The sequence below is a fragment of the Microbacterium ureisolvens genome, assembly GCF_019511645.1.
GTDB classification, from domain to species: domain Bacteria; phylum Actinomycetota; class Actinomycetes; order Actinomycetales; family Microbacteriaceae; genus Microbacterium; species Microbacterium ureisolvens_A.
Window position 1 is genome coordinate 67149 of sequence record NZ_JAEUAX010000014.1, and the last position, 24268, is coordinate 91416.

Genomic DNA, 24268 nt, shown 5'->3' on the forward strand with positions numbered 1-24268 from the left:
CGAGGTGGTGTCGGGGAGTGGAGCGAGAAGCCGGGTGGAGGCGCCGCGGGGTCAGCCCTTCACCGCGCCGATCAGGATTCCCTTGTTGAAGAACCGGGCGACGAAGGGGTAGACGAGCATGACGGGCACCGTCGAGATGACGATCAGGGAGTACTTCATGAGATCCGCCAGCTGCTGCCGCTCGAGGGCGGCGGCGGCATCGAGTCCCGGCGCGGCCTGGTTGAGGATCAGCACGTTGCGCAGGACCAGCTGGAGCGGATACAGACCCGGATCCCGCAGATAAAGGAGGGCATCGAAGTAGGAGTTCCACTGAGAGATGGCGTACATCAGGGCGATCACGGCGAGCAGCGGCTTGGAAAGCGGCAGCACCACCTTGAGGAGGAAGCGCATATCGCTCGCACCGTCGAGCTGCGCGGCCTCGTACAGCTCATCGGGGATCGAGGTCCGGAAGAAGGCGACGGCGATGATCACCTGCCAGACGCCGATGGCCTGAGGCAGGATGAGCGCCCACCTCGTGTCGAGGAGCCCGAGGTTCTGCACGACGAGGTAGGTCGGGATGATGCCGCCGGCGAAGAGCATCGTGAAGACCACGAACACGGTGATGCCACGGCGTCCCCAGAAGTCGCTCCGTGACAGCGGATAGGCGATCGCCACGGTGAGCGCCAGGCTGATGGCCGTGCCCACGATCGTGTAGAAGAGGGAGTTGCCGAATCCGCTGAGGATCGAGTTGTCGCTGAGGGCGCGGACGTAGCCCTCGAGCGTGAAGTCGATGGGCCAGAACGTGACCTGCCCGGACGACACTGCGAGCGGGTCGCTGAACGAGCTGGCGACGATGTAGATCAGCGGCAGCAGAACCGCGAGCAGGAACGTGGTCAGCAGGATGTAGACGCCGGCCATGAACCACCGGTCGATCGACGACTCCTTGATCCGCGTCGGCTTGCGCCCGTCACGCGTCTTCGCGGGACGCGCACCGCGGGTCTTCGGCGGATGTTCTTCCAGTGTCGAGGTCACCACAGTCCGTTTCCCGTCAGTCGCTTCACGATCGCGTTCACGCCGAGAAGCAGACAAAGGTTGATGGCGCCGTTGAACAGCCCGATCGCCGCGGCCTGACTGAAGTCCGCATTCAGGAGGCCGACCTTGTACGTGTATGTCGGGATGATCTCCGACTGCGAGATGTTGAGGCTGTTCTGGAGGAGGTAGGCCTTCTCGAAGCCGATCGCCATGACGTTTCCCACGCCGAGCACCAGCACGATCATCGCTGTGGGCAGGATGCCCGGAAGGTCGACGTTGAGGATCTTCTGCCAGCGGCTGGCACCGTCGACGCGCGCCGCTTCGTACAGTGCCGGGTCGATCCCTGCGAGGGCGGCGAGGTAGATGACGGCGGAGTACCCCATCGTCTGCCAGACGTCGCTGACCACGTAGATATGCCGGAAGTAGTCGGGATCGCTCAGGAAGTCGATGGATCCCAAGCCGAAGAACTGCGTCACGTGACCGGCGATGCCCAGGCGCGGAGAGAGGAACAGGATGGTCATCGAGACCACGACGACCGTCGAGATGAAGTACGGCGCGTAGGTGACCATCTGCACGGTGTTCTTGAAGAACCGGAGGCGGACCTCGTTCAGTGCGAGCGCCAGGATGATCGGAATCGGGAAACTCGCCAGAACGACGTAGGCCGACAACAGGAAGGTGTTGCGCAGGACGGGCCAGAAGACCGGGTTGTCGAAGAAGCGCGCGAAGTGCTTGGTGCCTGCCCAGTCACTGCCCCAGACACCATCTACTACGTTGTAATCTTTGAACGCAATGATGGCGTTGGTCATCGGCACGTACTTGAAGACCACGAAGTACGCGATCGGCACGAGGATCAGCAGGTACAGCTGCCAGTGCCTGCGCCAGCTGCGCTTCAGGCCGCGCAGTCCGCGGGAGCCCTTTCGCCCACGCAGTTCTCGGGTGACGCCGCCGACCTCGAGGCCGACGCCGCCCGGGGGCGTCACCATGCGCACCTCCCACGATGCCGTCCCGATCCGCTGGGCGAGCGAGGCAAGCGCTCGAGCAGTCGTACGTCGGCGATCATGGCGTCTCCTCTCTGCGTCGGTGCAGAAGCCACGTCCCAAGCTAAACGTCAGATCAATGCGTGTCAATCGGATCGCATTGCCCGGCGGAGTTGCGCGGTCCGCCGCTCTCGCCCAGCAGCCTGATCGCTGATGCGAAGTCTGGAGTAGCCGGAAGAATGCGCGACCCAGAAGGGATTCCGCTATGGTGACGCTCGCGCCCGGCCGACGTCCGCCCGAAGCGGCGGTCCCGAAGGGCGAGGCGGGGGCGTCGAAGATTGATTGAATGTTTAGGGCAGGTCTGTCGCGCGGCTCATCCGGGCAGGTCCGCGCATCCTCGCCTCGGCGGATCCAGGGCGCACCCTCGTCGGGTCGGCGTGCGCCGAGCCGAATCGCGGGGGTCACGCCGCATACACTGATCGCGTGGCAGCTAAGACTGAAAGCCTTTCATCAGGTCCGGTCTCGAGGTCGAACCACGTCATCGACCAGGTCAAGCGGATGATCGCCTCGGGCGAGCTGAAGGCCGGCGACAGGCTGCCGATCGAGAAGGAGCTCGCGGCCCAGCTCGGGGTGTCGCGGGGCTCACTGCGAGAAGCCGTGAGATCGCTCGCGACGCTCGGGGTTCTCGAGACGCGTCAGGGCGATGGCACGTATGTGACCCAGCTCGACCCGAGTTCGCTGCTGCGACCCCTGGAATTCTGGGCGGGCTTGCAGGAGGCGACTCAGCCGGTCGATCTGCTCGCCGTGCGACGCGTGCTCGAGACGGAGTCCGCCGGGCTCGCGGCAGTGAGGCTGACGGACGCCGAGTTCGACGAGCTGGAGAAGATCCTGTCCGACATCGATTCCGAACTGGCCTCCGGAAATCTCGAGCCGGAGACGTTCATCGACGCGGACGCCGCCTTCCACCGGCGGATCGCCGTCGCCAGCGGCAACCCCGCGCTCGCCGCGCTGATCGACACCCTCATGACACGCACACTGCGCGGCCGCCTGTGGCGTGCCATCACAGAACGCGATTCGGTCGGCGAGGCGCACGCCGACCATCGGGCCATCCTCGCCGCGCTCCGCACGCGGGACGCCGAACGAGCGCGCATCCGGATGGCCGCCCACCTCCTGGGCGTCGAGGTCTTCGCGGCGCAGCATCCGGTCGAGGGCGACGACCGGCCACCGGGGTCGTCTAACGGCTGACGAGCACCCCCTCGGCGCTGCGTTCGAGCCAGTAGGTGCCGGTGGGGAACTCGTACCGCTCGATGCTCTCTTCGTGCAGTTCGGCGCTGTAGCCCGGATGGGACGGCAGCACGTAGTGCCCGTTCGAGACGACGACCGGATCGGTGAAGTGCTCGTGCAGGTTGTCGACGTATTCGGTGAGTCGCTTGTCCAGCGATGCGGACACGGCGACGAAGTCGAAGATCGACAGGTGCTGCACGAGCTCGCACAGGCCGACGCCACCCGCGTGCGGACACACCGGGACTCCGAACTTCTGCGCCATCAGGTAGACCGACAGAATCTCGTTGACGCTCGCCAGGCGTGCGGAGTCGAGTTGGCAGAAGTCGATCGCCTCGGCCTGGAACATCTGCTTGAACAGCACGCGGTTCATGCCGTGTTCGCCGCTCGCCACGCCGATCGGGCTGACCGCCCTGCGAATCGCGGCGTGTCCCAGCACGTCGTCCGGGCTGGTCGGCTCCTCGATCCACAGGGGGCGGAATTCGGCGAGTTCGTTGACCCAGTCGATCGCCTGCGGCACGTCCCACACCTGATTGGCGTCGATCATGAGCTCAGCGTCCCATCCGACGACCTCGCGCGCGATGCGGAGGCGTCGGCGGTCCTCTTCGAGGTCGGCGCCCACCTTGATCTTGAAGTGGCGATGGCCATCGTCCTTCGCCTCCTGCAGGAGTGCCCGCAGCTTGTCGTCTGAGTATCCGAGCCATCCGGCGCTCGTCGTGTAGCAGGGGTAGCCGCCCCGTGCCGTCAGCTCCGCGATCCTGCGTTCGCGCCCCGGTTCCGCAGCGCGGAGGATGCCGACAGCCTCCTCCCGGGTGAGCGCATCCGAGAGGTACCGCAGATCCGCCGCATCGGCGAGCTGGTCCGGCGTCATGTCCACGAGCAGTCGCCAGAGAGGCACTCCGGCGCGGCGGGCGGCCATGTCCCAGAGCGCGTTCATCACGGCGGCCATGGCGAGGTGGACGACGCCCTTCTCCGGGCCGAGCCAGCGCAGCTGCGAGTCGTCGGCGAGTTCGCGGTAGATTGCCCCCAAGTCGTCGAGCAGCGAGTCCACGTCCCGCCCGATGAGCGGCTCGGCCCGTTGCCGGGCGGCAGCGGCGCAGAGGTCGTTGCCGCGGCCGATCGTGAAGGTGAAGCCGTGGCCGCGCAGGCCGCTGTCGGTCTCGAGGACGAGATAGGCGGCGGAGTAATCGCCGTCTTTGTTCATCGCGTCGGAGCCGTCTGCCTGCAGCGATGTGGGAAAGCGTATGTCGTGCACACGGATGCCGCTGATGATCGCCATGAACCATTCCTCCGTCGCATCTACAAGCCTTCGATCATTCGATGTATCGCCGCGTCCCGCACGTATACTTCGCCTAAAGTCACATACTTAGTCTTACACCACGTTAGATAGATCAGATGTATAGATCGAAATGCCGCGACAGCCGCCGGACGTGGACTCGACGAGGAGCACGCGAAGATGCGACGTGAGACGTACCCGGGAACGTGGGAGTTCCGAGACCGATCGGCGGGGGACCCCGGAGGATTCGAGACGGTCGTCGTCCCCCACGACGCCGTGCTCGGCACGACCCGAGTGGATGATGTGCGCCAGATGGCCTCGGGGTATTTTCCGGGCGGCATGTGGGAGTACCGCACGCGCCTTTTCGCACCGCCGGAATGGCGGGATCGCCATGTCGTCCTCGAGTTCGAGGCCGTCCATCGATCGGCAGCCGTCTTCGTGAACGGCAACCTCGCTGCGCGACAGAGGTCGGGGAGCACTGCGGTCACGGTGGAGCTGGACGGGCTTTTGCGCTACGGCGCTGAGAACGAGATCACCGTCGAGGCCCGAGCCGACCGCGACGCCCGGTGGTACACCGGCGGCGGCATCATCCGCCCGGTGCATCTCGCCGTCGGACCGAAGGTGCACGTGCCGCTCGACGGCGTCGTCGTGACGACGCCCGAACACGACGCGGAGGCGGCCGTCGTGCAGGTCCTCACCACGGTCCGCAACCTCGAATCCGGGCCTGTCGTGCGGCGGCTCGAGACCATGCTCCTCGGCCCAGCCGGGGACGTCGTGGGGATGGACCGGACTCGGGTCAGTCTGCCCGCCGACGGATCCGCCGAAGTCAGTCAACGCATCCTTGTGCGGTCGCCGCAGCGATGGTCGGTCGACACGCCCGACCTGTACCGGGCGCGGCTGCAGCTCATGCCCCAGGCGTCGGGTGCCGATGGCCAGACGGATGTGAGCGAGGTCGGCTTCGGCATCCGATCGCTGCATCTGGACGCCGAGCGTGGACTGCGGGTGAACGGGCAGGCGGTGAAGCTGCGTGGCGCATGCGTTCACGCGGACAACGGCGTGATCGGCGCAGCGACGTTCGCCGCAGCTGAGGAGCGCCGGGTCGCGATCCTCAAGTCCTCGGGGTTCAACGCGATCCGCAGCGCACACCAGCCCATGAGCACGGCGATGCTGGATGCCTGCGACCGGCTCGGCATGCTCGTCATGGACGAGCTCACGGATGTGTGGACCCGGGCGAAGTCACCGCAGGACGGCGCCGAGCACTTTTCCGAGCACTGGCGGTCCGATCTCGCCGCGATGGTGACGAAGGACCGCAATCATCCCAGTGTCATCATCTACTCCATCGGCAACGAGATCCCGGAGGCGGCCACCCGCTCGGGGAACGCGCTGACCAGGGACCTCGCAGCAGCCACGCGGGCGCTGGATCCGACACGATATGTGACCGCGGCCGTCAACGGCGCGCTGTTCGTCATGGACGGTGCGACCGAGCTCGAACCCGAGCTGCTCGGGGATTCGTCGCTGGATCCCGTCCACGAGATCAACCGCCGCACACTGAGCCTCGAAGAGCGGATGAGCGCTCTGGCGGTGACCGACGTCGTCGCTGAACTGACCGAAGAGGCATACGGCGCGCTGGACATCGCCGGAATGAACTACCAGGACGCGCGGTACGAGCTCGATCGCACGCGCTACCCGAACCGGGTGATCGTCGGATCGGAGACCTTCCCCACGCAGATCGACCGCCTGTGGCGACTCGTGACGTCGAACGTGCACGTCATCGGCGATTTCACCTGGACAGGCTGGGACTACCTCGGCGAACCCGGGCTCGGCCGGATGCACTACCAGGATGACCCGCCGGGCAACCAGGCGCTCGGAGGGTACCCGTTCCTCGTCTCGTTCGCCGGCGACATCGACATCACCGGTGAGCGCCGCCCTGCGTCCTATTACCGCGAGATCGTCTACGGGTTGCGTGCCGAGCCCTTCATCGCAGTACGACGACCGCACACCCGGGGTCGCGTGATGAAGGCCGCGCCGTGGTCGTGGACCGACAGCATCCCGTCCTGGACGTGGAGCGACGCCGGCACGGCGCCGCTGGAGGTGGAGGTGTACAGCGACGCACCCGAGGTGGAGCTGCTCTTCGGCGACGTGTCGCTCGGACGGCAGCCGACCGGCAGCGCGAACCGCTACCGCACCGTGTTCTCGGTTCCCTACCGGCCGGGGCGCCTCGAGGCCGTCGCCATTCGCGGCGGGGCCCCCGCCGAGCGGACCGCAGTCCACACCGCCGGCGAGCGCCGTCGGCTCGCCCTGACGGCGGAGCGCCCGCTGGTCCGCGCCGACGGTCGAGACATGGCGTTCGTCGTGGTCGAGCTCGTGGACGACGACGGCGTGCGGGCGACCGACAGCGACGTCGAGGTGGAGCTGACGATCGATGGTCCCGGCGCGCTCCAGGGCTTCGGGAGCGCCATCCCCGCGACCGAGGAGTCGTTCACCGACCTGCGCCACCGCCTGTACGACGGACGCGCGCTGGCGGTCATCCGGCCGTCGGGCAAGGGCCGCATCACCGTGACGGCGGCATCCGCGGGACTGCAGGCCGCGTCGGTCGAGCTCGAGGTCGGCTGACCGGCAGCTCCCGCAGACTCGCACCGCGGCGGCGCCACCCGCTCCCTCACGACTCCCCCGGGACGATTCCCCCGGGGCGCGCGTCCTCCGCTCAGCGGGGCGGTGCGGGCTCTGCCGCGGTGCGGCGCTCGAGCCGGATGGTCTGGGGTCCGCGCGAGAGGTCCACCATGACGGACGAGCCGAGTCCGCTGACGTCCAGAATGTCGCCGGCGCGCGCCGCATCGGACCCGGGCACGGCCCGGATGACGGCGGTCGCACCGTCGCCATCCCACCGCAGCTCCTCGACCAGCACGCCGCCGCGGGCGCGCACGCCTCGGAGCGATCCCGAGGCCCAGGCGGCCGGCAACGCGGGGAGGAGCATCAGTGATCCCGGCTGGGACTGCACGAGCATCTCGATCACGAGGGCCGGCAGCCCACCGCTCGCATCCACGTTGAAGATCGAGTCGCCGTCGTGCGTCGACACCGCGTTGGATCTCCAGAAATCGCGGGCGAGGGACTCGACACAGCGGAGGGCGGCGTCCGCGTCTCCGAGCCGCGCGGCCGCCAGCCCGAGCCCGACCAGCCCGAACGCCATCTCCATGCGCCCGTCTTCACCGGCCCAGGGGCGCTCGTCCCGCCATGCCAGCTTCCGGCGGATGGTTTCGATCGCCGCCCGACGCAGCTCAGGGGCCTGTGCGGCGTCGTCCTCTTCGTACCAGAACGGATAGAGCTGCGACGCGTGCCGGTGTCCGAGTTCCTCGGCGAGACCGGGGTCGAGCCATTCGGCGAAGGTGCCATCGTCGGCGACGCGATACGGAGGAAGGCGGTCCGCGAAGGATCTCCACGTGGTGCGATCGGCGTCCTCGCCGAGGAGATCCGCGATCCGGATCGCTATCCGCGCGGCATCGCGAAGGGCGGCGACATCCATGGTCGCGTCGACGGCGATCGGATTGGTGCGATTGCCCGGCGTGTTCTCGGGGGAGTAAGACGGCACGAGGTGAAGGGTCCCGGCGTCGTCGGGGACGCCGATGGCGGTTGCGAACGCCATGACGTTCTGGGCAAGCGGCCACGCATACTCGCGAAGTGTCGCGAGGTCGCCGGTCGCACTGAATTGGTCCCAGGCGAGCCGGAGGATCCAGGCGCCGCCCGCGACCCAGTAGAGGTGGGGGTAAGACGTGGCGAAGTGGTTGCTCCGGCCGTGCGAGTCGAAGCGCGCCGGCAGCAGCCAGCCCGGAGCGCCGAAGACGCGTTCGGCGTTCTCCGCATAGTGGTCGGTGTGACGGAAGACGGCGCGCAGATACGAGGTGAGCAGTTCCGGGGTGCCGGAGACCACCAGCGACGCCACGCCGCCGTGCTGGACGTTGCCGTTCTGGGTCCAGTCGCCCGACCAGGCAGGTCGCCGGGTGCCTTGCCAGATGCCGACGAGGGTCGGCGGCAGCACACCCGTCGCCGACAGGATCGTGTGGCGTCCCGAGGCGAAGGCGAGCTCGATCGCCGCGAGCATGGCCGGCACGTCTCCTTCACGCGCACGTTCGAGCACGTGCTCATACGAGTGGTCGTCGCCGATGTCGCTGTGCAGGTCGAGCGAGCACGCGGAGAACAGCGATGCGTGCGTCACTCCTGCCGGTTCGGCTGGTTCTGCGAGCCCGCCCAACAGCTCGACGCGGATCGGGAGGCGTGTCGGGGTGCCTCCCGCCACGAGGATCCGCACACCCCCGTCCACCGGTTGCGGGTCGACACCCGCCGGCAGCTCGACGCTGAGCCGGGCACGGGTCGGGGGCCACGGGCTCGGCGGGTGCTCCCGCACGAAGGGCGGCAGGGCGGCGGCGTCGACGCGGACGTCGACCACCCATCGTCCCGGCTCCAGCGTGCTCGTCTCGGTGAGGAAGACGCCGTAGTCCGTCGAGGGATAGTCGCCGATTCCGCGTTCGCCGTCTCCCGGGTCGAGAGACAGCACACCTCGAATGTCGCGACTCGACGACAACTCCAGGAACAGGGTTCCGGCGGCGCGATCGGGCACGACCGCGATGCCGCGGCGGGCGCTGTCGGCGGCGGACCATTCGACCTCCACCCGCCCCGTCACGAAGTCGCCGGATCTGCGGTAGGTCGACTCGGGGGACGATTCATCCGGAACCCAGGACAGGGCTGCGACGGGCACGAACGGGTCGGTCCAGATCAGCTGTCCGTCGTACCCGTCGTCCCTGGCGAGCCGAGAGGTGATCGCGGCTGCCGCGTCTGTGTCGCCGGCGAGGACGGCGGAGCGGACCTCGTCGATCGCGGAGCCGACGCGCGGGGCGGGGATGGCGGAGTTCACCGGGGCGAAGAACTCCTCGTGGCACACGTGGACGACGTGACGCTCGGGTGTGCCGGAGAGCACCGCGCCCAGGGAACCCGTCCCCGCGATGAGACCGTGCTCCCAATCGAGGCCGGTCGACGAACTCCAGAACCCTGTTCTGTGGGACACGGCGCTGTCTCCTTCCGCACGGCATCTGACCGACTGCGACTCCCACCATATCGCGCAATCATCCAATGAATGACGCGCCGATGCTTACTTCACGTCAGAAGGCAAGCCCGAAAACAGCTTGAAATTTGGCCGCGATGGTGCCTATTCATTGAATCTTTGAAATCACCGACGAGACACCGTGCGGCGGGATGGTGCGGTCAGAGCGACTCGCGGCGAACGAGCGACGTGGGCAGCAGCTGCTCCTTCTCGGCGGGCAGTCCCCGGATCGTCGCGAGGAGCGTGTCAGCCGCGGCCCGGCCCATCTCCTCCAGGGGCTGTCGGACGGTGGTCAGCGGAGGGTCGGACGTGCTGGCGATGAGCACGTCGTCGAAGCCGACCACCGACACGTCCGTGGGCACGCGACGCCCGGCCGCCTGCAGCACGCGGATCGCCCCGGCGGCCATGAGGTCCGACGACGCGAAGACCCCGTCGAGCTCGGGCGCGCGCTGAAGCAGACGCGCCATCGCCGCCGTGCCGCTGTCGAGGGTGAAGTCGCCGTGGACGATCGGGCCCGGCGGGATGCCGTGACGGGCCAGTTCGTCGGTCCATCCGCGTGTGCGCTCTCGAGCCTGCTCGAGATCGAGCGGACCGGTGATGATCCCGATCGAGCGCCGACCGCGCTCGAAGAGTGCACGGGCCGCCAGGACGCCGCCGCCGTAGTTGTCGGAGTCGATCACGATGGGCTCCGGACCGATGTCGGCGTGCGGCCTGCCCACCCATGCGACCGGAATGGGGGAGTCCGCGAGGCTCTCCACAAGGTGGGTGATCTCGTGCTGCAGGATGACGATCACCCCATCGAGCGCTCCCGAGCGCAGAAACCGCGGGATGCGGTCGAGGTCCTCATGATCGGCGGGAAGCAGGACCGGCTGCACCTCGCCGGCGGACAGGCCCTTCGCCGCGCCCTTGAGAACGGCGGTGAAGAACGTGCCGCTGAGGCTGCCCAGCTCGTCGAAGGCGATGACCAGCCCGATGGACCCGGCCTTTCCGCCTCGCAGCACGCGGGCGGCGAAATTGGTCTCATAGCCGAGCCGCCGGGCCTCGCGTCCCACGGCCGCCGTCATCGCGGGGTCGACGTTCGTCGCGCCCGCGAGCACCCGCGCGGCGGTGGCGCGCGAGACGCCCGCCGCCTGGGCGACGTCGACGATCGTGGGTCGGGCCATGGTGCTCCTCCGAGAATGCACGCGGGCCGTAGATCGATCTCACGGCCACGTCGATCATTGCACGCGCCGATGCGCCATGTACCCATTCCGACCGGTGGATCTTTGCCAGGTCGCGCAGGTTCTCAACGCCAAGCGCTTTCCAATGGGGGGCTTGTGCTTTCGAGCGCTCCATGGTTACTGTGTCTCGCGGATGAGAGAACGATCTCTCAGGCGATGACATCCCGTCATTTCCCGCTCTCACATGTCCCCCGAAGAAGAGGAGCAGTTGTGAAACGTCGCACACTGGCCCTGCCCATCGCCGCCCTCGGCGCTCTCGCGCTGCTGATCTCCGGATGCTCGGGAGGCTCCGGCTCCGGCTCCGAGTCCGGAGACCCGAACGCCGAATTCGAGTTCTGGTCGTTCACCGGAATCGGCCAGAAGGACTCGGTCGACCGGTACCTCGAGAAGAACCCCGATGCGAAGGTCAAGCTCTCGGAGGTCGGCAGCACCACCGAGACGGCCACCGCGCTGACGGCCGCCCTGGCCGGCGGCCGCGTGCCCGACCTGGTCATGATCCAGAACGACGACCTGCCCAAGTTCGTCGAGAATCCCGGCAACTTCGTCGACCTGCGCACGCTGGGCGGGGACGACATCGGCGACGGCTACCTGGACTGGGCCATCGACGGAGCCACCGCTGAGGATGGTTCCCTGATCGGCATCCCCACCGACGTCGGCGGCCTGGCTTTCGCCTACCGCGCAGACCTGTTCGAGAAGGCGGGCCTGCCCACCGACCCCGCAGAGGTGGCGCAGATGTGGTCGACATGGGACGACTTCATCGCCATGGGCCAGCAGTACACCGAGGCCACCGGCGAGCCGTTCATCGACAACGTCGAGACGTCGGTCTTCTTCTCGACGGTCAACCAGGTGAGCCAGAAGTACTACACCCCCGAGGGCGAGCTGATCTACGACACCAACCCCGAGGTCGAGGAGGCGTTCGACGTCGCGGTGCGCGCCTACGAAGCGGGCATCAGCGCCGACATCCCCGCGTGGTCGTCGGGCTGGGCGCCGGGCAAGGCCAACGGCGCGTTCGCCGTCACCACGGCGCCGTCGTGGATCCTCTCGGGTCTCAAGAACGACGCTCCCGACACCGAGGGCAAGTGGCGCATCGCCTCCATCCCGGGAGTCGGCGGCAACTGGGGTGGCAGCGTCATCGCCATCCCCGCCCGCGCCGAGAACAAAGAGGCGGCTTGGCAGTACATCGAGACGATGCTCTCGCCCGAGGGGCAGACCGAGCACTTCGCCACGACGGGCACCTTCCCCGCGGCCGAGGACGCCCTGGAAAGCGATGAGGTCAAGAGCTACACCGACCCGTTCTACGGCGACTCCCCGATCGGTCAGATCATGAGCGATTCGGTCTTGAACTTCCAGTCGTTCTACAACGGGCCCGACACCAGTGCGATCGGCGCTGCGCTGCTGAACGCGCTCGTCGACATGCAGGCGGGCAACATCGCACCCGAGGACGCCTGGCAGCAGGGTCTCGACAGCGCGAAAGCAGCCATCGGGGGCTGACCCCTTCGACAGACGGTGGCCCGGGCCAGCCCGGGCCGCCGTCCCGACCGAGGCCGAGGACCATGACCGTCACCGCTCCCGCGACCACCACCGCGACCGCCACCATCATCTCCGTACGCAAGACGCGCCGTCGTGACCGACCACCGTCGCGCATCCGCCAGAGCTTCGGCGAGCGCATCGCGCCGTACGTCTACATCGCGCCGTTCTTCGTCATCTTCGCCGTCTTCGGGCTCTTCCCGCTCGTCTTCACCTTCTACGTGGCGCTCTTCGACTGGAACCCCATCGGCGAGCAGACCTTCGTCGGACTCGCCAACTTCGAGCGGCTGTTCCAGGACCCCCGCTTCTGGAACGCGTTCGTGAACACGTTCGGCATCTTCCTCCTCTCCACGATCCCGCAGCTCGCGCTGGCCCTGGGACTGGCCCACCTCCTCAACCAGGCCACTCTCAAGTGGGCGAACTTCTTCCGCATGGCGCTTCTGGTGCCCTACATCACCTCGGTGGCCGCCACCGCTCTCGTGTTCGCCCAGATCTTCGACCGCAACTTCGGCCTCATCAACTGGGTGCTCAACATCTTCGGCATCCCCGACGTCAACTTCCTGGCCTCACAGGTCGGTTCGTGGGTCGTCATCTCGTCGATGGTGATGTGGCGGTGGTTCGGCTACAACACGCTGCTCTACCTCGCCGGGCTCCAGGCGGTCCCGCGGGAGATGTACGAGGCGGCATCGGTGGACGGGGCATCCGGATGGCAGCAGTTCATCCACCTCAGCATCCCGTCGCTGCGCCCGATCATCATCTTCACCGTCATCATGTCGACGATCGGCGGACTGCAGATCTTCACCGAGCCGCTGCTGGTCGCCCCCGAATCCGGCCTCACGTGCGGTGGTGGACGACAGTGCCAGACCCTCGCGCTGTTCCTCTACGAGCAGGGCTTCGGGCAGTTCGAGTTCGGATACGGCTCGGCGATCGGCGTGGCGCTTTTCGTCATCGTCGTCGTCGTCTCGCTCATCAACTTCTACCTGACCACTCGCACCCGGAAGGCGCGCTGATGTCCGACGTCATCGACCAGGCGGTCCCACAGGTCGGCCAGGAGGCGCTCGCGCGTCCGCAGAAGCCTCGCCCCAAGCGCAGAGGTCGAGCGGGCCGCGTGCCGTGGCCGGTCTACCTGATGCTGATCATCGCCGTGCTCATCAGCGTCTTCCCGCTGTATTACATGTTCGTCATCGCATCGGTGGGTGCGTCAGCGGTCACCTCGATGCCCCCGCGGCTGTACCCGGGGCTCAACTTCTTCGAGATCGCCGGCAAGGTCTTCGACACCGTGCCGTTCTTCCAGTCGCTGGTCAACAGCGTGATCGTGTCGCTGGCCATCGCGGTCATCGCTTCGCTGCTGTGCGCTCTGGCCGGCTTCGCCTTCGCCAAGCTGCAGTTTCCCGGCCGCAACGCGCTGTTCCTGATCGTGCTGCTGACCATGACGGTGCCGGCGCAGCTCAGCGTGATCCCGCAGTACCTCATCATCTCGTGGCTCGATTGGGTCGACACGCTCCAGGCGATCATCGTCCCGGGGCTGGCGAGCGCCTTCGGCATCTTCTGGATGCGTCAGCACATGGCCACGACGCTGAGCGACGAGCTCATGCAGGCCGCGCGGATCGACGGGGCCAACAGCTGGCAGATCTTCTGGCGCATCGGCTTCCCGGTGGTGCGACCCGCGGCGTTCGTCCTCGGGCTCATCACCTTCACGGCGGTGTGGAACGACTTCATGTGGCCGTTCATCGTCTTGAAGTCGCCCGAACTGTTCACCGTCCAGATCGTCCTCAAGCAGCTGCAGGCCAACCGCACGATCGACCTCGCGTTGACGATGGGCGGGTCGTTCATGGCCACCCTGCCGTTGCTCATCGTCTTCTTCTTCGTCGGCAAGCGCATGGTCGCCGGGATCATGGACGGAGCGTTCAAGGGCTGATGAGCACGAATGCAGGCGTCGTCGACGAGGGTCGGTGGCGCGATACGACGCTGAGCGCGCGCGAGCGCGCTCAGGCCCTGGTCGACGAGCTGACCCTGGAGGAGAAGGTCGCGCAGCTGGGGTCGGTGTGGCTCACCGATGCGGCTGACGCGTTCGCCCCCAAGCTCGAGGGCGACGCGGATGCTGCCGAGGCCGGTGACCCGTTCGCTCACGGCCTCGGCCAGCTGACCCGCGTGTTCGGCACGGCTCCCGTGACGGTGCCCGAGGGTGTCACCCGGCTTCGTGAGCTGCAGCGGAAGGTGATGGCTCAGCAGCGGCTCGGCATCCCCGCGCTGGTGCACGAGGAGTGCCTGACGGGTCTCGCGGCTTTCGGTGCCACGGCCTTTCCCACCCCGCTGGCATGGGCAGCGAGCTTCGACGAGGACCTCGTGCGCGAGATGGCCCGAGCGATCGGCGAGGACATGCGCGCGATCGGCGTGCATCAGGGACTCGCCCCGGTCCTCGACGTCGTCCGCGACTACCGCTGGGGCCGCGTCGAAGAGACGCTCGGCGAAGACCCCTATGTCGTCGGCCAGCTCGGCGCGGCCTACGTCGCAGGGCTCGAGAGCGCCGGCGTCATCGCGACCCTCAAGCACTTCGCGGGATATGCCGCCTCGCGAGGAGCCCGCAACCACGCTCCCGTGAGCATGGGTCCGCGCGAATTCGCGGACACGGTGCTGCCCCCGTTCGAGACGGCGCTCCGGCAGGGCGGGGCCCGCAGCGTCATGACCTCGTACACCGATGTCGACGGCATCCCGAGCACGGCCAACCGGCACCTGCTGGACGGCGTGCTGCGCACCGAGTGGGGCTTCGACGGCACGGTCGTCGCCGACTACTGGGCGGTGCCGTTCCTGGTGTCGATGCATCGGGTGGCCGGCGACTCCGCCGCCGCCGGCGCGCTGGCACTGCGGGCGGGAGTCGACGTCGAGCTGCCCTCGACGGTCGCCTACGCCGCCCTGCCCCGGCTGGTGCGCGCCGGGCTGGTGGACGAGAGCGACATCGACCGCGCCGCGGTGCGGCACCTGCGCCACAAGATCGAGGCGGGACTCCTCGACGGCGGGGCGGTCGTCCCCGACGGCGCGGAACAGGTGTGCCTGGACGGAAAGCGCAATCGTGCGCTGTCCTCCCGGCTGGCGGAGGAATCGATCGTCGTGCTCAAGGACGACGGCACGGCGGCGCTGCGCCCCGGTGCGCGGATCGGGCTGATCGGGCCGGCCGCCGCGGAGTACCGCAGCCTTCTCGGCTGCTACGCCTTCCCCAACCACGTCCTGACCAAGTACCCCGGGCATGATCCGGGTATCGCCATCCCGACGATCGAGGAGGCGGTGCGCGCCGAGTTCGAGGCATCCGTCGTGCGCGCCGAGCGCGGGTGTGCGATCGTGGGCGACGAGCATGCCCGGATCTCGGAGGCGGCGGACCTGGCGCGCGACAGCGACGCGGTCATCCTCGTCGTCGGCGACGTCGCGGGACTGTTCGGCGCCGGCACGTCGGGCGAGGGCTGCGACGCCGACGACCTGCGACTGCCGGGCCGCCAGGACGAACTCGTGCGCGCGGTCCTCGCGACCGGCACACCGACCACCCTCGTCGTGGTGTCGGGACGGCCGTACGCCCTGGGCGCCTACGGCGCGGCGGCGATGATCGTGCAGGCGTTCTTCCCCGGGGCCGAGGGCGCCGCAGCCGTCGCCGGGATCCTGTCAGGACGGGTGGCCTCGAGCGGACGCCTGCCGGTGCAGATCCCACGGACGCCCGCCGGAGGCGGCACGTATCTGCAGCCGCCTCTGGGACTGCACAACGCGGGGATCACCGTGGCCGATCCCACTCCGCTGTATCCGTTCGGCTTCGGCCTCACTCCGGGGCGGATCGCGTACGAGGACCTCTCCGCACCGGTCATCGTCCCGACCACGGGCGCCGCCGAGGTGACCGTGACCGTCGGCAACAGCGGGGCGGACTGCGTCGAGGTCGTGCAGCTCTACGCATCGTTCCCATCGGCGTCCGTGGTGCGCCCCGACGTGCAGCTGGTCGGCTTCGCGCGCATCCGCGTGCCCGCCGGCGAACGCCGCACCGTGCGCTTCACACTCGAGGCGGCGCGGCTGGCCGCCACCGGGGCCGATGGCCGGCTCGCCGTCGACCCGGGTGTCGTCGTACTCTCGGCGGGGCCGTCCGCAGCCGACCGTCCTGTCGAGGCCCGCGTGCATCTGTCGGGAGACCGGCGCATCCTCCTGGCTCGGGCGGGCAGGACCGCGTGGGATGTGGACAAGACGGAAGGAGCACCAGACCAGTGACATCAGCACCGGCGACATCAGCACAGGCCGCAGGGATCCGCGTGCTCGTGTGGGGCGAGAACCATCACGAGAAGACGGATGCGACGACGCAGCGGCTGTACCCCGACACCATGCACGGCACGATCGCGGCGGGGCTGCGCCGGCTGCTGCCCGACGACGCGGCCGTCGGGACGGCGACCCTCGACGACCCCGAGCACGGGCTGACCGAGGAGCGACTCGCCGAGACCGACGTGCTCTTCTGGTGGGGGCATCTGCGCCACGATGCCGTCGATGACGCGGTCGTCGAGCGCGTGCACCGTCACGTACTTGCGGGGATGGGGCTCGTGGTGCTGCACTCGGGCCACTTCTCGAAGATCTTCATCCGGCTCATGGGCACGACGTGTTCGCTCCGGTGGCGACAGGCGGACGACCGCGAACTGGTGTGGACGGTCGCCCCGACGCATCCGATCGCGGTCGGTGTGCCGCATCCGATCGTGATCGGCTCGCAGGAGATGTACGGCGAGTTCTTCGACGTGCCGGCCCCGGATGAGCTGGTGTTCGTGTCCAGCTTCAGCGGCGGAGAGGTCTTCCGCTCGGGCATGACCTTCTCGCGCGGTCACGGCCGGATCTTCTACTTCTCACCCGGTGACCAGGACTACCCCGTGTATCACCAGCCCGAGATCCAGCGGGTCCTCGCCAACGCCGCGGGGTGGGCCAGGCAGGACCGCCCTCGCATCGTCCCCCGCCTCGCGATGCACCGCGCCGGCGAGTTCGACACGCCGCGCGAGTGGAACGGCGAGGTGCTCGCGTGAGGGACGTCGTCGTCGTCGGCGCCGGCGGAATGGGACGCGCGTGGCTCGACACCGTCGCGCGCCGTGACGACCTCCGCGTGAGCGCGATCGTCGATGTGTCGGTCGAGACCGCTCGCGGCGCCGCCGCCGAGCGCGGGTGGGACATCCCCTGCGTCTCGTCGGTCGACGAGGCCTTCGTCGCGGCAGGGCGGCCGGGGATGCTCCTGAACGTCACCATCCCCGAGGCGCACCGCACGGTGAGCGAAGCCGCCTTGCGGCACGGGGTGCCGGTGCTGAGCGAGAAGCCCGTCACCCCGACCGTGTCGGATGCGCTCGCGCTCGCCGCAGTGAGCGAGCTCACCGGCGTGCTGCTGGCCACCAGCCAGTCACGGCGGTACTCCGCCGGCATCCGCTCCTTCCGCGAGGAGGTGGCCGGCGCGGGCGGCGCGGCGCAGCTGACCGCGATGTTCTTCCAGAACCCGCGCTTCGGCGGATTCCGGGACGAGATGGAATCTCCCCTCCTCATCGACATGGCCATCCACACCTTCGATCAGGCGAGGTACGTGCTCGGCGCGGACCCCGTCTCGGTGTACTGCGACGAGTTCTCGCCGCCGTGGAGCTGGTACCGCGGGGATGCCGCGGCGGAAGCGGTCTTCCGCTTCGAAGACGGCGCCCGATTCGCCTATTCGGGCAGCTGGTGCGCCGATGGCCTGACGACCTCCTGGAACGGATCGTGGCGGGCGAGCACCGCCAGCGGTTCGGTGAGCTGGGACGGCGAAGCGGAGGTGCGCGCGCAGTACCGAGACGGCGATCCGCGCACAGTGCCGGTCGGAGGCGGGGAGGAGGGGCTCGCTGCCGCGCTGGCCGAGTTCGTCGCCGCCCTCGACGGGGGTCCAGCCCCCTCCGGCGAGGTGCGGGCCAACATCTGGAGCCTCGCGATGGTCGAGGCCGCCCTCGCCTCGGCACGGACGGGCCAGGCAGTGCGCCTGGACGACGTCTTCGCCGCGGCATCCGCACACGCGACCCGGGCGGCGCGCGCGATCGGCGACCACGCCGTCGCCGAGGCGATCGCGGCCTGGGACGGTGCGCCGCCGCGCTGACCGCCCTCAGTCGCCGAAACGGTCACGAGACCGCCTCCGCGTGCAGGACGGCGGCGCGTTCCGGGTGGAACACGGGGAAGTCGAGCCCCAAGATCCCGAGCGCAGCGCCGCTGAGCACGGGGGCGCCACCCTCGTCCTCGCCGGGGAGCGTCGCCGCGTTCAGCCACCCGGGAACCTGCCAGGGCGGACCGAGCGACTCCGGCGCGCTCGCCGTCAGCCGGTAGCGGCGACGGGGGTCCAGGCCCGGAAGACGGATGTGCGCCATCGCGTCGGCGCTGGTGGCCGGCGTCACCACCACGTAGATCGCCTCGTCGCGTGTGGGCGAGACGACGCCTCGCAGCGACGGATCGGCGGGGTCGCTCGAGCCCGACACGGCTCGGCCTGTGGAGATCAGGCCGCGCTGGCGACGCCAGCGCGCGATCCAGGTCGAGAGGACCTCCCGCTCGTCGCCGCTCAGTCCGCGGATGTCCCACTCGATGCCGAAATGCCCGAGGAACGCCACGGCGCAGCGATATGCGAGCGTCGAGGTGCGTCCGGTGGTGCTCGAGACCGCCGAGGCCACATGCGAGCCCATCATCTCCGGCGGTACCAGCAGGCCCGTCCAGCGGAGATTGTGGAAGCGGTCGACGGGGTCGTGACTGTCGGACGGGTGGATGCGGTCGGTGCGCTCCAGGATGCCGAGGTCGACCCGGCCGCCGCCCGACGCGCAGCTCTCGATCTCGAGATCGGGATGCCGGCGTCGGAGGTCGTCGAGGAGCCGATACACCGCCATGGTCTGGTCGTGGACCGCGGGGGAGCCGGTGGCTGGATGGCCGGCGTCGACGAGGTCGCGGTTGTGGTCCCATTTCAGGTAGCTCACGCCGATCTCGCTGACAAGGGCGTCCAGTCGGTCCCGGATGTGCGCGTACGCGTCGGGGTTGGTCAGGTCGAGCACCTGCTGGAAGCGGTAGCGCGCGGGCAGGGCGTCGCGGGCTCGAAGGATCCAGTCGGGGTGCGCCCGGGCGAGGTCGGAATCCTCGTTGATCATCTCGGGCTCGACCCAGAGTCCGAACTCCATCCCCAGCGAGCGCACCCGATCGGCCAGGGGGCGCAGCCCGTCGGGCCACGCCCGAGGATCCGGCTCCCAGTCTCCGAGACCGGCGCGGTCGTCCCGTCGGCCGCGGAACCAGCCGTCATCGAGCACGAATCGCTCCACGCCGAGAGCTGCACCTTGTTCGGCCAGCTCGGTGAGGGTCGCAGCATCCTGATCGAAGTACACCGCCTCCCACACGTTCAAGGTGACCGGCCGTGGGCGCATGCCGGCGCGGTTGCGGTCGCGCAGATACGCATGGAATCGCGCGGATGCTGCGTCCCACCCCTCGCCGTACGCGCCGAAGATCCACGGCGTCACGTACTCGTCGCCGGCCTTCAGACGCACCTCTCCTGGAAGGAGCAGCTCGCCGCCCCGGAAAGCCAGGAACCCGTCGGTGCGCTCCACGGTGTGCTCGTGATCACCGCTGAAACCCACGTGACACAGCCACGTCTCACCGGCGTCGGCGGCGAAACCCGGAACACCGAGGGCGAGGACGGTGGTGGCGTCCAGACCCGTGCGACCGCGGCGCGAGACGCGAGCGTGGGTGCCGCGGACGACCGGGTGACGCTGCGGGATCCGCTCGTGCGCCCATCTGCCGCTGAAGTCGAGGATCTCGCTCGCGCGCACGGGCACCGGCAGGGACGGCAAGGCTTCGACGACGTCCACGTCATCCCCCGCGGTGCCGAGATTGCGCACGCCGAACCGGGTGCGCAGCAGGCCGGCGACGGTGAGATCGATCTCCAGCACGACACCGATTCCCGCCCAGTCGTCGCTCGCCTCTACGACGATGCTCCCGGCTCCGAGTGAAGTCGCACCGGCGGGTGCCGGCTTCCCTGCCACCAGCAGCGGCTCCGCGCGGAAGCGCGGCGACCATGCGCGACCGCCCCGGTGCACGCTCAGCCCTGGGCGGCCGAACCAGCCGCGCGAATGCTCCGGAAGCACGCTCGGTCGGTACGGGACATCCGAATCGGCGGATAATCCGGGCCGATGATCCATGGTGGCAAGGGTGCGCAGGTCGTCATCGGAGACATCCAGGCGCGCACCCCAATGCACGATGGCCGGCAGCTCGTCGCCCTGCTGCGTCACCACCAACGACACGTCGGCGGACGACAGGTGGACGACGCGGAGCTCACTCATACACACCATCTTGGTGGCCGGAGGGGAGGGGAGTACAGTCGGAGATCGATCTCACCGAGGAGAAACGTGACTGCCATCCCCGCCGCGCCCGCCTGGGCCGCAACAGCCCTCCCGCCCGAACAGGTCCGGCTCACGGCAGGGACGTTCGAGAACCGCCGACGTCTCAACCGCGAGTACCTCGCCTCGCTCACGGAGCGCAATCTGCTGCAGAACCACCTTCTCGAGGCCGGGATGACCGACCAGGCTTGGCACCTGCACCCTTCGCGTTCCGACATCGCCGACCGTGGACTCGATCGGCACTGGGGCTGGGAGACCCCCGGGTCGCTGCTGCGCGGGCATTTCCTCGGTCACTGGTTGTCGGCCGCGGCGCGCGAGGTGGCCACCACCGGGGACCCGGTGCTGCGAGGCCGCCTCGAGAACGTGGTGGCGGCGCTGGAGCGCTGCCAGGACGAGAACGGCGGTGAATGGGTGTTCGCCACCCCCGAGTCGTTCCTGCGGCGGCTGGGCGAGGGCCGCGAGACGTGGGCGCCCCAGTACGCGATCCACAAGACCTTCATGGGACTCGTGGACGTGTGGCGCGACCTGGGCGACCAGCGCGCCCTCGCGATCGCGCACCGCGCGGCGGCGGCGATCGCCCGGTGGGCGCGCGGTTTCGACACGGCGCGGTTCCAGCAGATCCTGGACGTGGAGACGGGCGGAATGCTGGAGGTGTGGGCTGATCTGCTCGAGGCCACCGGTGACGAGCAGTATCGCGACCTGCTCGACCTCTACTGGCACGGCGCCCTCTTCGATCCGCTGCGGGCGGGCGAGGACGTGCTCACGAACATGCACGCCAACACCACGATCCCCGAGGTGCTCGGGGCGGCCCGCGCCTACGAGGTCACCGGGCAGGAACGGTGGCGCGAGGTCGTGACGGCGTACTGGCGGTCAGCGGTCGTCGAGCGCGGCACCTTCTGCACGGGCGGGCAGACCTCGGGAGAGATCTGGACGCCGCCCTTCGCGTTCGCCGCCCGCCGGGGGCCGAAGACGCAGGAGCACTGCTCGGTGTACAACATGATCCGGCTGGCGGATGTGGTCTTCCGCTGGACCGGCGACGTCGAGGCGCTGGACTACATCGAGACCAATCTGCACAACGGCCTGCTCGCACAGCAGAACCCGCGCACCGGAATGGTCGCGTACTTCCTCCCGCTCGAGGGCGGCGCACGCAAGGAATGGGGCAGCCCCACCGAGGATTTCTGGTGCTGCCACGGCACCCTCGTCCAGGCGCACACCCGCCATGCTCAGTCGGCTGTCTACGCCGCACCCGGCGCCTTGATGGTGGCGCAGTATGTGCCGGTCCGGGCCGACTTCCCCGACCAGGACGCCCGCATCGAGATCGCCCTCCTCGACGATGCGCGGTACGTCGGTCCCGACGCCAATGCCGGTCCCGGCGGCGACCGGCATCGTCCACGCGCGCTTCGCGTGCGCGTCACCGTCACAGGAAGGGCCAGCCAGGTGCGTCTGCGCGTGCCGGCGTGGATCTCGGCCGAGCCCCGCGTGCACACCGAGGCGTCGTGGCAGCGCGCCGACCGGTGGCTCGCCGTCGATCACCGCGGGGGTGAGACGGAGATCGCAATGGAGTTCCCGTTCACGGTGCGGACGGTGCCGATCCCCGACGAGCCGGCGACGGTCGCCTTCGTGGAGGGCCCGACGGTTTTGGCGGGCCTGGTCGATCGCGAGGTGTCGCTCATCGGCGATCGGCACGATGCGGCCACGATGCTCGCGCCCGACGACGAGAGGCAGTGGACGCAGTGGCTCACGCGATATCGCAGTGTGGGGCAGCCGCAGGCGATCCGGTTCCTGCCGCTGCACGAGGTGGTCGACGAGCGCTATTCGGTGTACTTCCCGGTGCGCCCGGCGTAGCCTCGCCCATCTAGACCCCGGTGCGGGTCGAGCCGCGTTCGACGAGCTCGGTCGGCATGACGATCGCCTCGGGTGACACCTCGTCGCCGGCTGCGGAGCGCGCCAGAAGGCGCACCGCGGTCGCGGCCATCTCGCGGATGGGCTGGCGGATCGTCGTCAGCGACGGCTGCAGCCACCGTGCACCTCGGACGTCGTCGAATCCGACCACGAGCACATCACGGGGGATGCCGAGCCTGCTGTCGGCGACCGCCCGGTATGCGCCGGCGGCCATCTCGTCGGAGCAGGCGAAGATTCCGACCGGGCCCTCGCCGCCGAGCTCCGACAGCGCCCGGGCGCACGCACGGCGCGCATCCCACGCGCTCCAGTCCGCGCTGGTCCTGCTGCACGGCGCCTCGGGGGCGAGCTCGTTGACGGTGGCGGTGAATCCGTCGACGCGCGCACGTCCATATCGGTACGAGGGCGCGCCGCCGATGACGATGAAGCGGCGGGCTCCGCGTGCGATGAGATGCTCGGCGGCCGCCGCACCGCCCGCCCGATCGGTCGTGCGGATGCTCGGCAGTGGCCTGGACGCCTCCGACGGCGGCTCCATCAGCACGAGGGGGATGCCGGCGCGATGCATCGCGAGGATCTGGGCGCTCGTGGGGGTGATCAGTCCGACGACGACACCGGCGGAGCCGCGGGAGCGGATGCGTTCCGGCCAGTCGTGGGCCGGGTCGTCGCGCTCGGCCGTCAGCACGAGGTCGTAGCCGAGCGACGACGCGGTGGTGCGGGCGCCCGCGGTGATCTCCTCGGTGTACGGGTCGTGGAAGTGCCCGAGAACGAGGTCGAACATCAATGCGGTGCCACGGCGCGGGCGGCCCCGCCCCGCGCCGGCGCCGGGGTAGCCGAGTTCGGCCGCGGCGCGAAGGACCGCGGCTCGCGTTTCAGCGGCCATCTCGCCCCGCGCGCGGAGCGCCCGCGACGCCGTGGCGACGCTCACCCCGGCGCGTTCGGCCACCGCGCTGAGCGTCACACGTGCACCGTCGGTCATGCAGCCATTTTTGCGCAAAGTTCATACGCTTCGCTTCCGCACGGTGGCAGTGTGACGGCGTAGCACCCGCCTATGCAGAGGATGAAGTCGATGACGACGACATACGAAGGACGCCGCGCCCTGATCGTGCGCGGTGGATGGGAGGGCCACCGACCCGTCGAGGCCACGGAGATGTTCCTGCCGTTCCTGGAGCAGCAGGGCTTCGACGTGCGCATCGAGGAGTCCAACGAGGTCTACGCCGACCGCGACGTGATGGACCGCACAGACCTGATCCTGCAGTGCGTGACGATGTCGGAGATCTCGCCCGATGCGCTTGCGGGCCTCCGCGGCGCCGTCGAGCGGGGCACGGGCCTGGCCGGCTGGCACGGCGGCATCGCGGACTCGTACCGCAACAGCTCCGACTACCTGCAGCTGATCGGCGGTCAGTTCGCCACCCACCCGTCCAAGCATCCCGACGCGTGCGAAGGCACCGAGAGCGACAACTTCGTCTGCTACACGGTCGATCTCACGGACCTCGGCCGCTCTCACGAGATCATGGCCGGCGTCGAGGACTTCACCCTTCGCACCGAGCAGTACTGGGTGCTCACCGACGACCTCAACGACGTGCTGGCCACCACCACCCACCCCGCCCCGC

The 24268-nt window shown here is 68.9% G+C and carries 17 protein-coding genes; 10 read left to right on the plus strand and 7 right to left on the minus strand.

The genetic code is table 11. The annotated features are described in order from the left end of the window. Positions 1–51 precede the first annotated feature (51 nt). Complete coding sequence (locus JNB61_RS18005) at positions 52–1011, minus strand: carbohydrate ABC transporter permease (protein WP_308291296.1); 960 nt, start codon at positions 1009–1011, stop codon at positions 52–54. Beyond that, the gene (locus tag JNB61_RS18010) at positions 1008–1994 is read right to left on the minus strand and encodes an ABC transporter permease (RefSeq protein ID WP_223214949.1); all 987 of its coding nucleotides are present in this window, start codon (positions 1992–1994) and stop codon (positions 1008–1010) included. Before JNB61_RS18010 ends, JNB61_RS18005 begins: the two co-directional genes overlap by 4 nt. 477 nt (positions 1995–2471) lie before the next feature. Between JNB61_RS18010 and JNB61_RS20565 the strand changes: the two genes are divergently transcribed. Continuing rightward, entirely contained in the window at positions 2472–3233 is a 762-nt protein-coding gene (locus tag JNB61_RS20565; protein WP_308291297.1) for a FadR/GntR family transcriptional regulator, read from the plus strand. On the opposite strand, the gene JNB61_RS18020 is transcribed toward JNB61_RS20565, so the two are convergent. Further along, a complete protein-coding gene (locus JNB61_RS18020) occupies positions 3223–4548 on the minus strand; it encodes an enolase C-terminal domain-like protein (RefSeq protein ID WP_220290144.1) in 1326 nt (441 codons plus the stop codon). The genes JNB61_RS20565 and JNB61_RS18020 overlap by 11 nt on opposite strands. Positions 4549–4725: 177 nt before the next feature. Here JNB61_RS18020 and JNB61_RS18025 point away from each other — a divergent pair, with 177 nt between their 5' ends. After that, on the plus strand, positions 4726–7158 hold the full coding sequence (locus JNB61_RS18025) for a glycoside hydrolase family 2 TIM barrel-domain containing protein (RefSeq protein ID WP_220340534.1): 2433 nt from the start codon (positions 4726–4728) through the stop codon (positions 7156–7158). A gap of 91 nt (positions 7159–7249) precedes the next feature. Here the strand turns inward: JNB61_RS18025 and JNB61_RS18030 are convergent, their stop codons facing one another. Both JNB61_RS18030 and JNB61_RS18035 read right to left on the minus strand, forming a co-directional pair. Further along, a complete protein-coding gene (locus tag JNB61_RS18030; protein ID WP_220290140.1) occupies positions 7250–9601 on the minus strand; it encodes a glycosyl hydrolase family 95 catalytic domain-containing protein in 2352 nt (783 codons plus the stop codon). Positions 9602–9798: 197 nt separating this feature from the next. Continuing rightward, positions 9799–10800, minus strand: a complete 1002-nt coding sequence (locus tag JNB61_RS18035; protein WP_220290139.1) for a LacI family DNA-binding transcriptional regulator — start codon at positions 10798–10800, stop codon at positions 9799–9801. Positions 10801–11067: 267 nt separating this feature from the next. On the opposite strand from JNB61_RS18035, the gene JNB61_RS18040 reads away from it, so the two are divergent. The 6 genes from JNB61_RS18040 (at position 11068) to JNB61_RS18065 (ending at position 18493) form a co-directional block, all read left to right on the plus strand. Beyond that, positions 11068–12348 carry an extracellular solute-binding protein gene (locus tag JNB61_RS18040; protein ID WP_220290137.1) on the plus strand — a complete coding sequence of 427 codons (1281 nt, stop codon included), beginning with the start codon at positions 11068–11070 and terminating at the stop codon, positions 12346–12348. A gap of 62 nt (positions 12349–12410) precedes the next feature. Then, a complete protein-coding gene (locus tag JNB61_RS18045; RefSeq protein ID WP_220290135.1) occupies positions 12411–13394 on the plus strand; it encodes a carbohydrate ABC transporter permease in 984 nt (327 codons plus the stop codon). Next, on the plus strand, positions 13394–14302 hold the full coding sequence (locus JNB61_RS18050; RefSeq protein WP_220290133.1) for a carbohydrate ABC transporter permease: 909 nt from the start codon (positions 13394–13396) through the stop codon (positions 14300–14302). Before JNB61_RS18045 ends, JNB61_RS18050 begins: the two co-directional genes overlap by 1 nt. After that, a complete protein-coding gene (locus JNB61_RS18055) occupies positions 14302–16623 on the plus strand; it encodes a beta-glucosidase family protein (RefSeq protein ID WP_220340535.1) in 2322 nt (773 codons plus the stop codon). Before JNB61_RS18050 ends, JNB61_RS18055 begins: the two co-directional genes overlap by 1 nt. Next, positions 16620–17414, plus strand: coding sequence for a ThuA domain-containing protein (locus JNB61_RS18060; protein ID WP_220290129.1), 795 nt, complete (start codon positions 16620–16622; stop codon positions 17412–17414). The genes JNB61_RS18055 and JNB61_RS18060 overlap by 4 nt, the downstream gene beginning before the upstream one ends. After that, entirely contained in the window at positions 17411–18493 is a 1083-nt protein-coding gene (locus JNB61_RS18065; RefSeq protein ID WP_308291298.1) for a Gfo/Idh/MocA family protein, read from the plus strand. Before JNB61_RS18060 ends, JNB61_RS18065 begins: the two co-directional genes overlap by 4 nt. 22 nt (positions 18494–18515) lie before the next feature. On the opposite strand, the gene JNB61_RS18070 is transcribed toward JNB61_RS18065, so the two are convergent. Then, on the minus strand, positions 18516–20702 hold the full coding sequence (locus tag JNB61_RS18070) for an alpha-galactosidase (protein WP_220340536.1): 2187 nt from the start codon (positions 20700–20702) through the stop codon (positions 18516–18518). Positions 20703–20768: 66 nt separating this feature from the next. Here JNB61_RS18070 and JNB61_RS18075 point away from each other — a divergent pair, with 66 nt between their 5' ends. Then, positions 20769–22604, plus strand: a complete 1836-nt coding sequence (locus JNB61_RS18075) for a beta-L-arabinofuranosidase domain-containing protein (RefSeq protein ID WP_220340537.1) — start codon at positions 20769–20771, stop codon at positions 22602–22604. A gap of 10 nt (positions 22605–22614) precedes the next feature. Here the strand turns inward: JNB61_RS18075 and JNB61_RS18080 are convergent, their stop codons facing one another. Continuing rightward, complete coding sequence (locus tag JNB61_RS18080) at positions 22615–23634, minus strand: LacI family DNA-binding transcriptional regulator (protein WP_220290115.1); 1020 nt, start codon at positions 23632–23634, stop codon at positions 22615–22617. A 90-nt stretch (positions 23635–23724) separates the two neighbouring features. Between JNB61_RS18080 and JNB61_RS18085 the strand changes: the two genes are divergently transcribed. Then, the coding region (locus tag JNB61_RS18085) for a ThuA domain-containing protein (RefSeq protein WP_220290113.1) at positions 23725–24268 on the plus strand (544 nt) is incomplete at its 3' end.

Bases quoted from the DNA above. Each gene is read 5' to 3' on its own strand.
- JNB61_RS18010 (WP_223214949.1), bottom strand. From the start codon at position 1,994: ATGGTGACGCCCCCGGGCGGCGTCGGCCTCGAGGTCGGCGGCGTCACC.
- JNB61_RS18020 (WP_220290144.1), bottom strand. From the start codon at position 4,548: ATGGCGATCATCAGCGGCATCCGTGTGCACGACATACGCTTTCCCACA.
- JNB61_RS18025 (WP_220340534.1), top strand. From the start codon at position 4,726: ATGCGACGTGAGACGTACCCGGGAACGTGGGAGTTCCGAGACCGATCG.
- JNB61_RS18035 (WP_220290139.1), bottom strand. From the start codon at position 10,800: ATGGCCCGACCCACGATCGTCGACGTCGCCCAGGCGGCGGGCGTCTCG.
- JNB61_RS18045 (WP_220290135.1), top strand. From the start codon at position 12,411: ATGACCGTCACCGCTCCCGCGACCACCACCGCGACCGCCACCATCATC.
- JNB61_RS18050 (WP_220290133.1), top strand. From the start codon at position 13,394: ATGTCCGACGTCATCGACCAGGCGGTCCCACAGGTCGGCCAGGAGGCG.
- JNB61_RS18055 (WP_220340535.1), top strand. From the start codon at position 14,302: ATGAGCACGAATGCAGGCGTCGTCGACGAGGGTCGGTGGCGCGATACG.
- JNB61_RS18070 (WP_220340536.1), bottom strand. From the start codon at position 20,702: ATGAGTGAGCTCCGCGTCGTCCACCTGTCGTCCGCCGACGTGTCGTTG.
- JNB61_RS18080 (WP_220290115.1), bottom strand. From the start codon at position 23,634: ATGACCGACGGTGCACGTGTGACGCTCAGCGCGGTGGCCGAACGCGCC.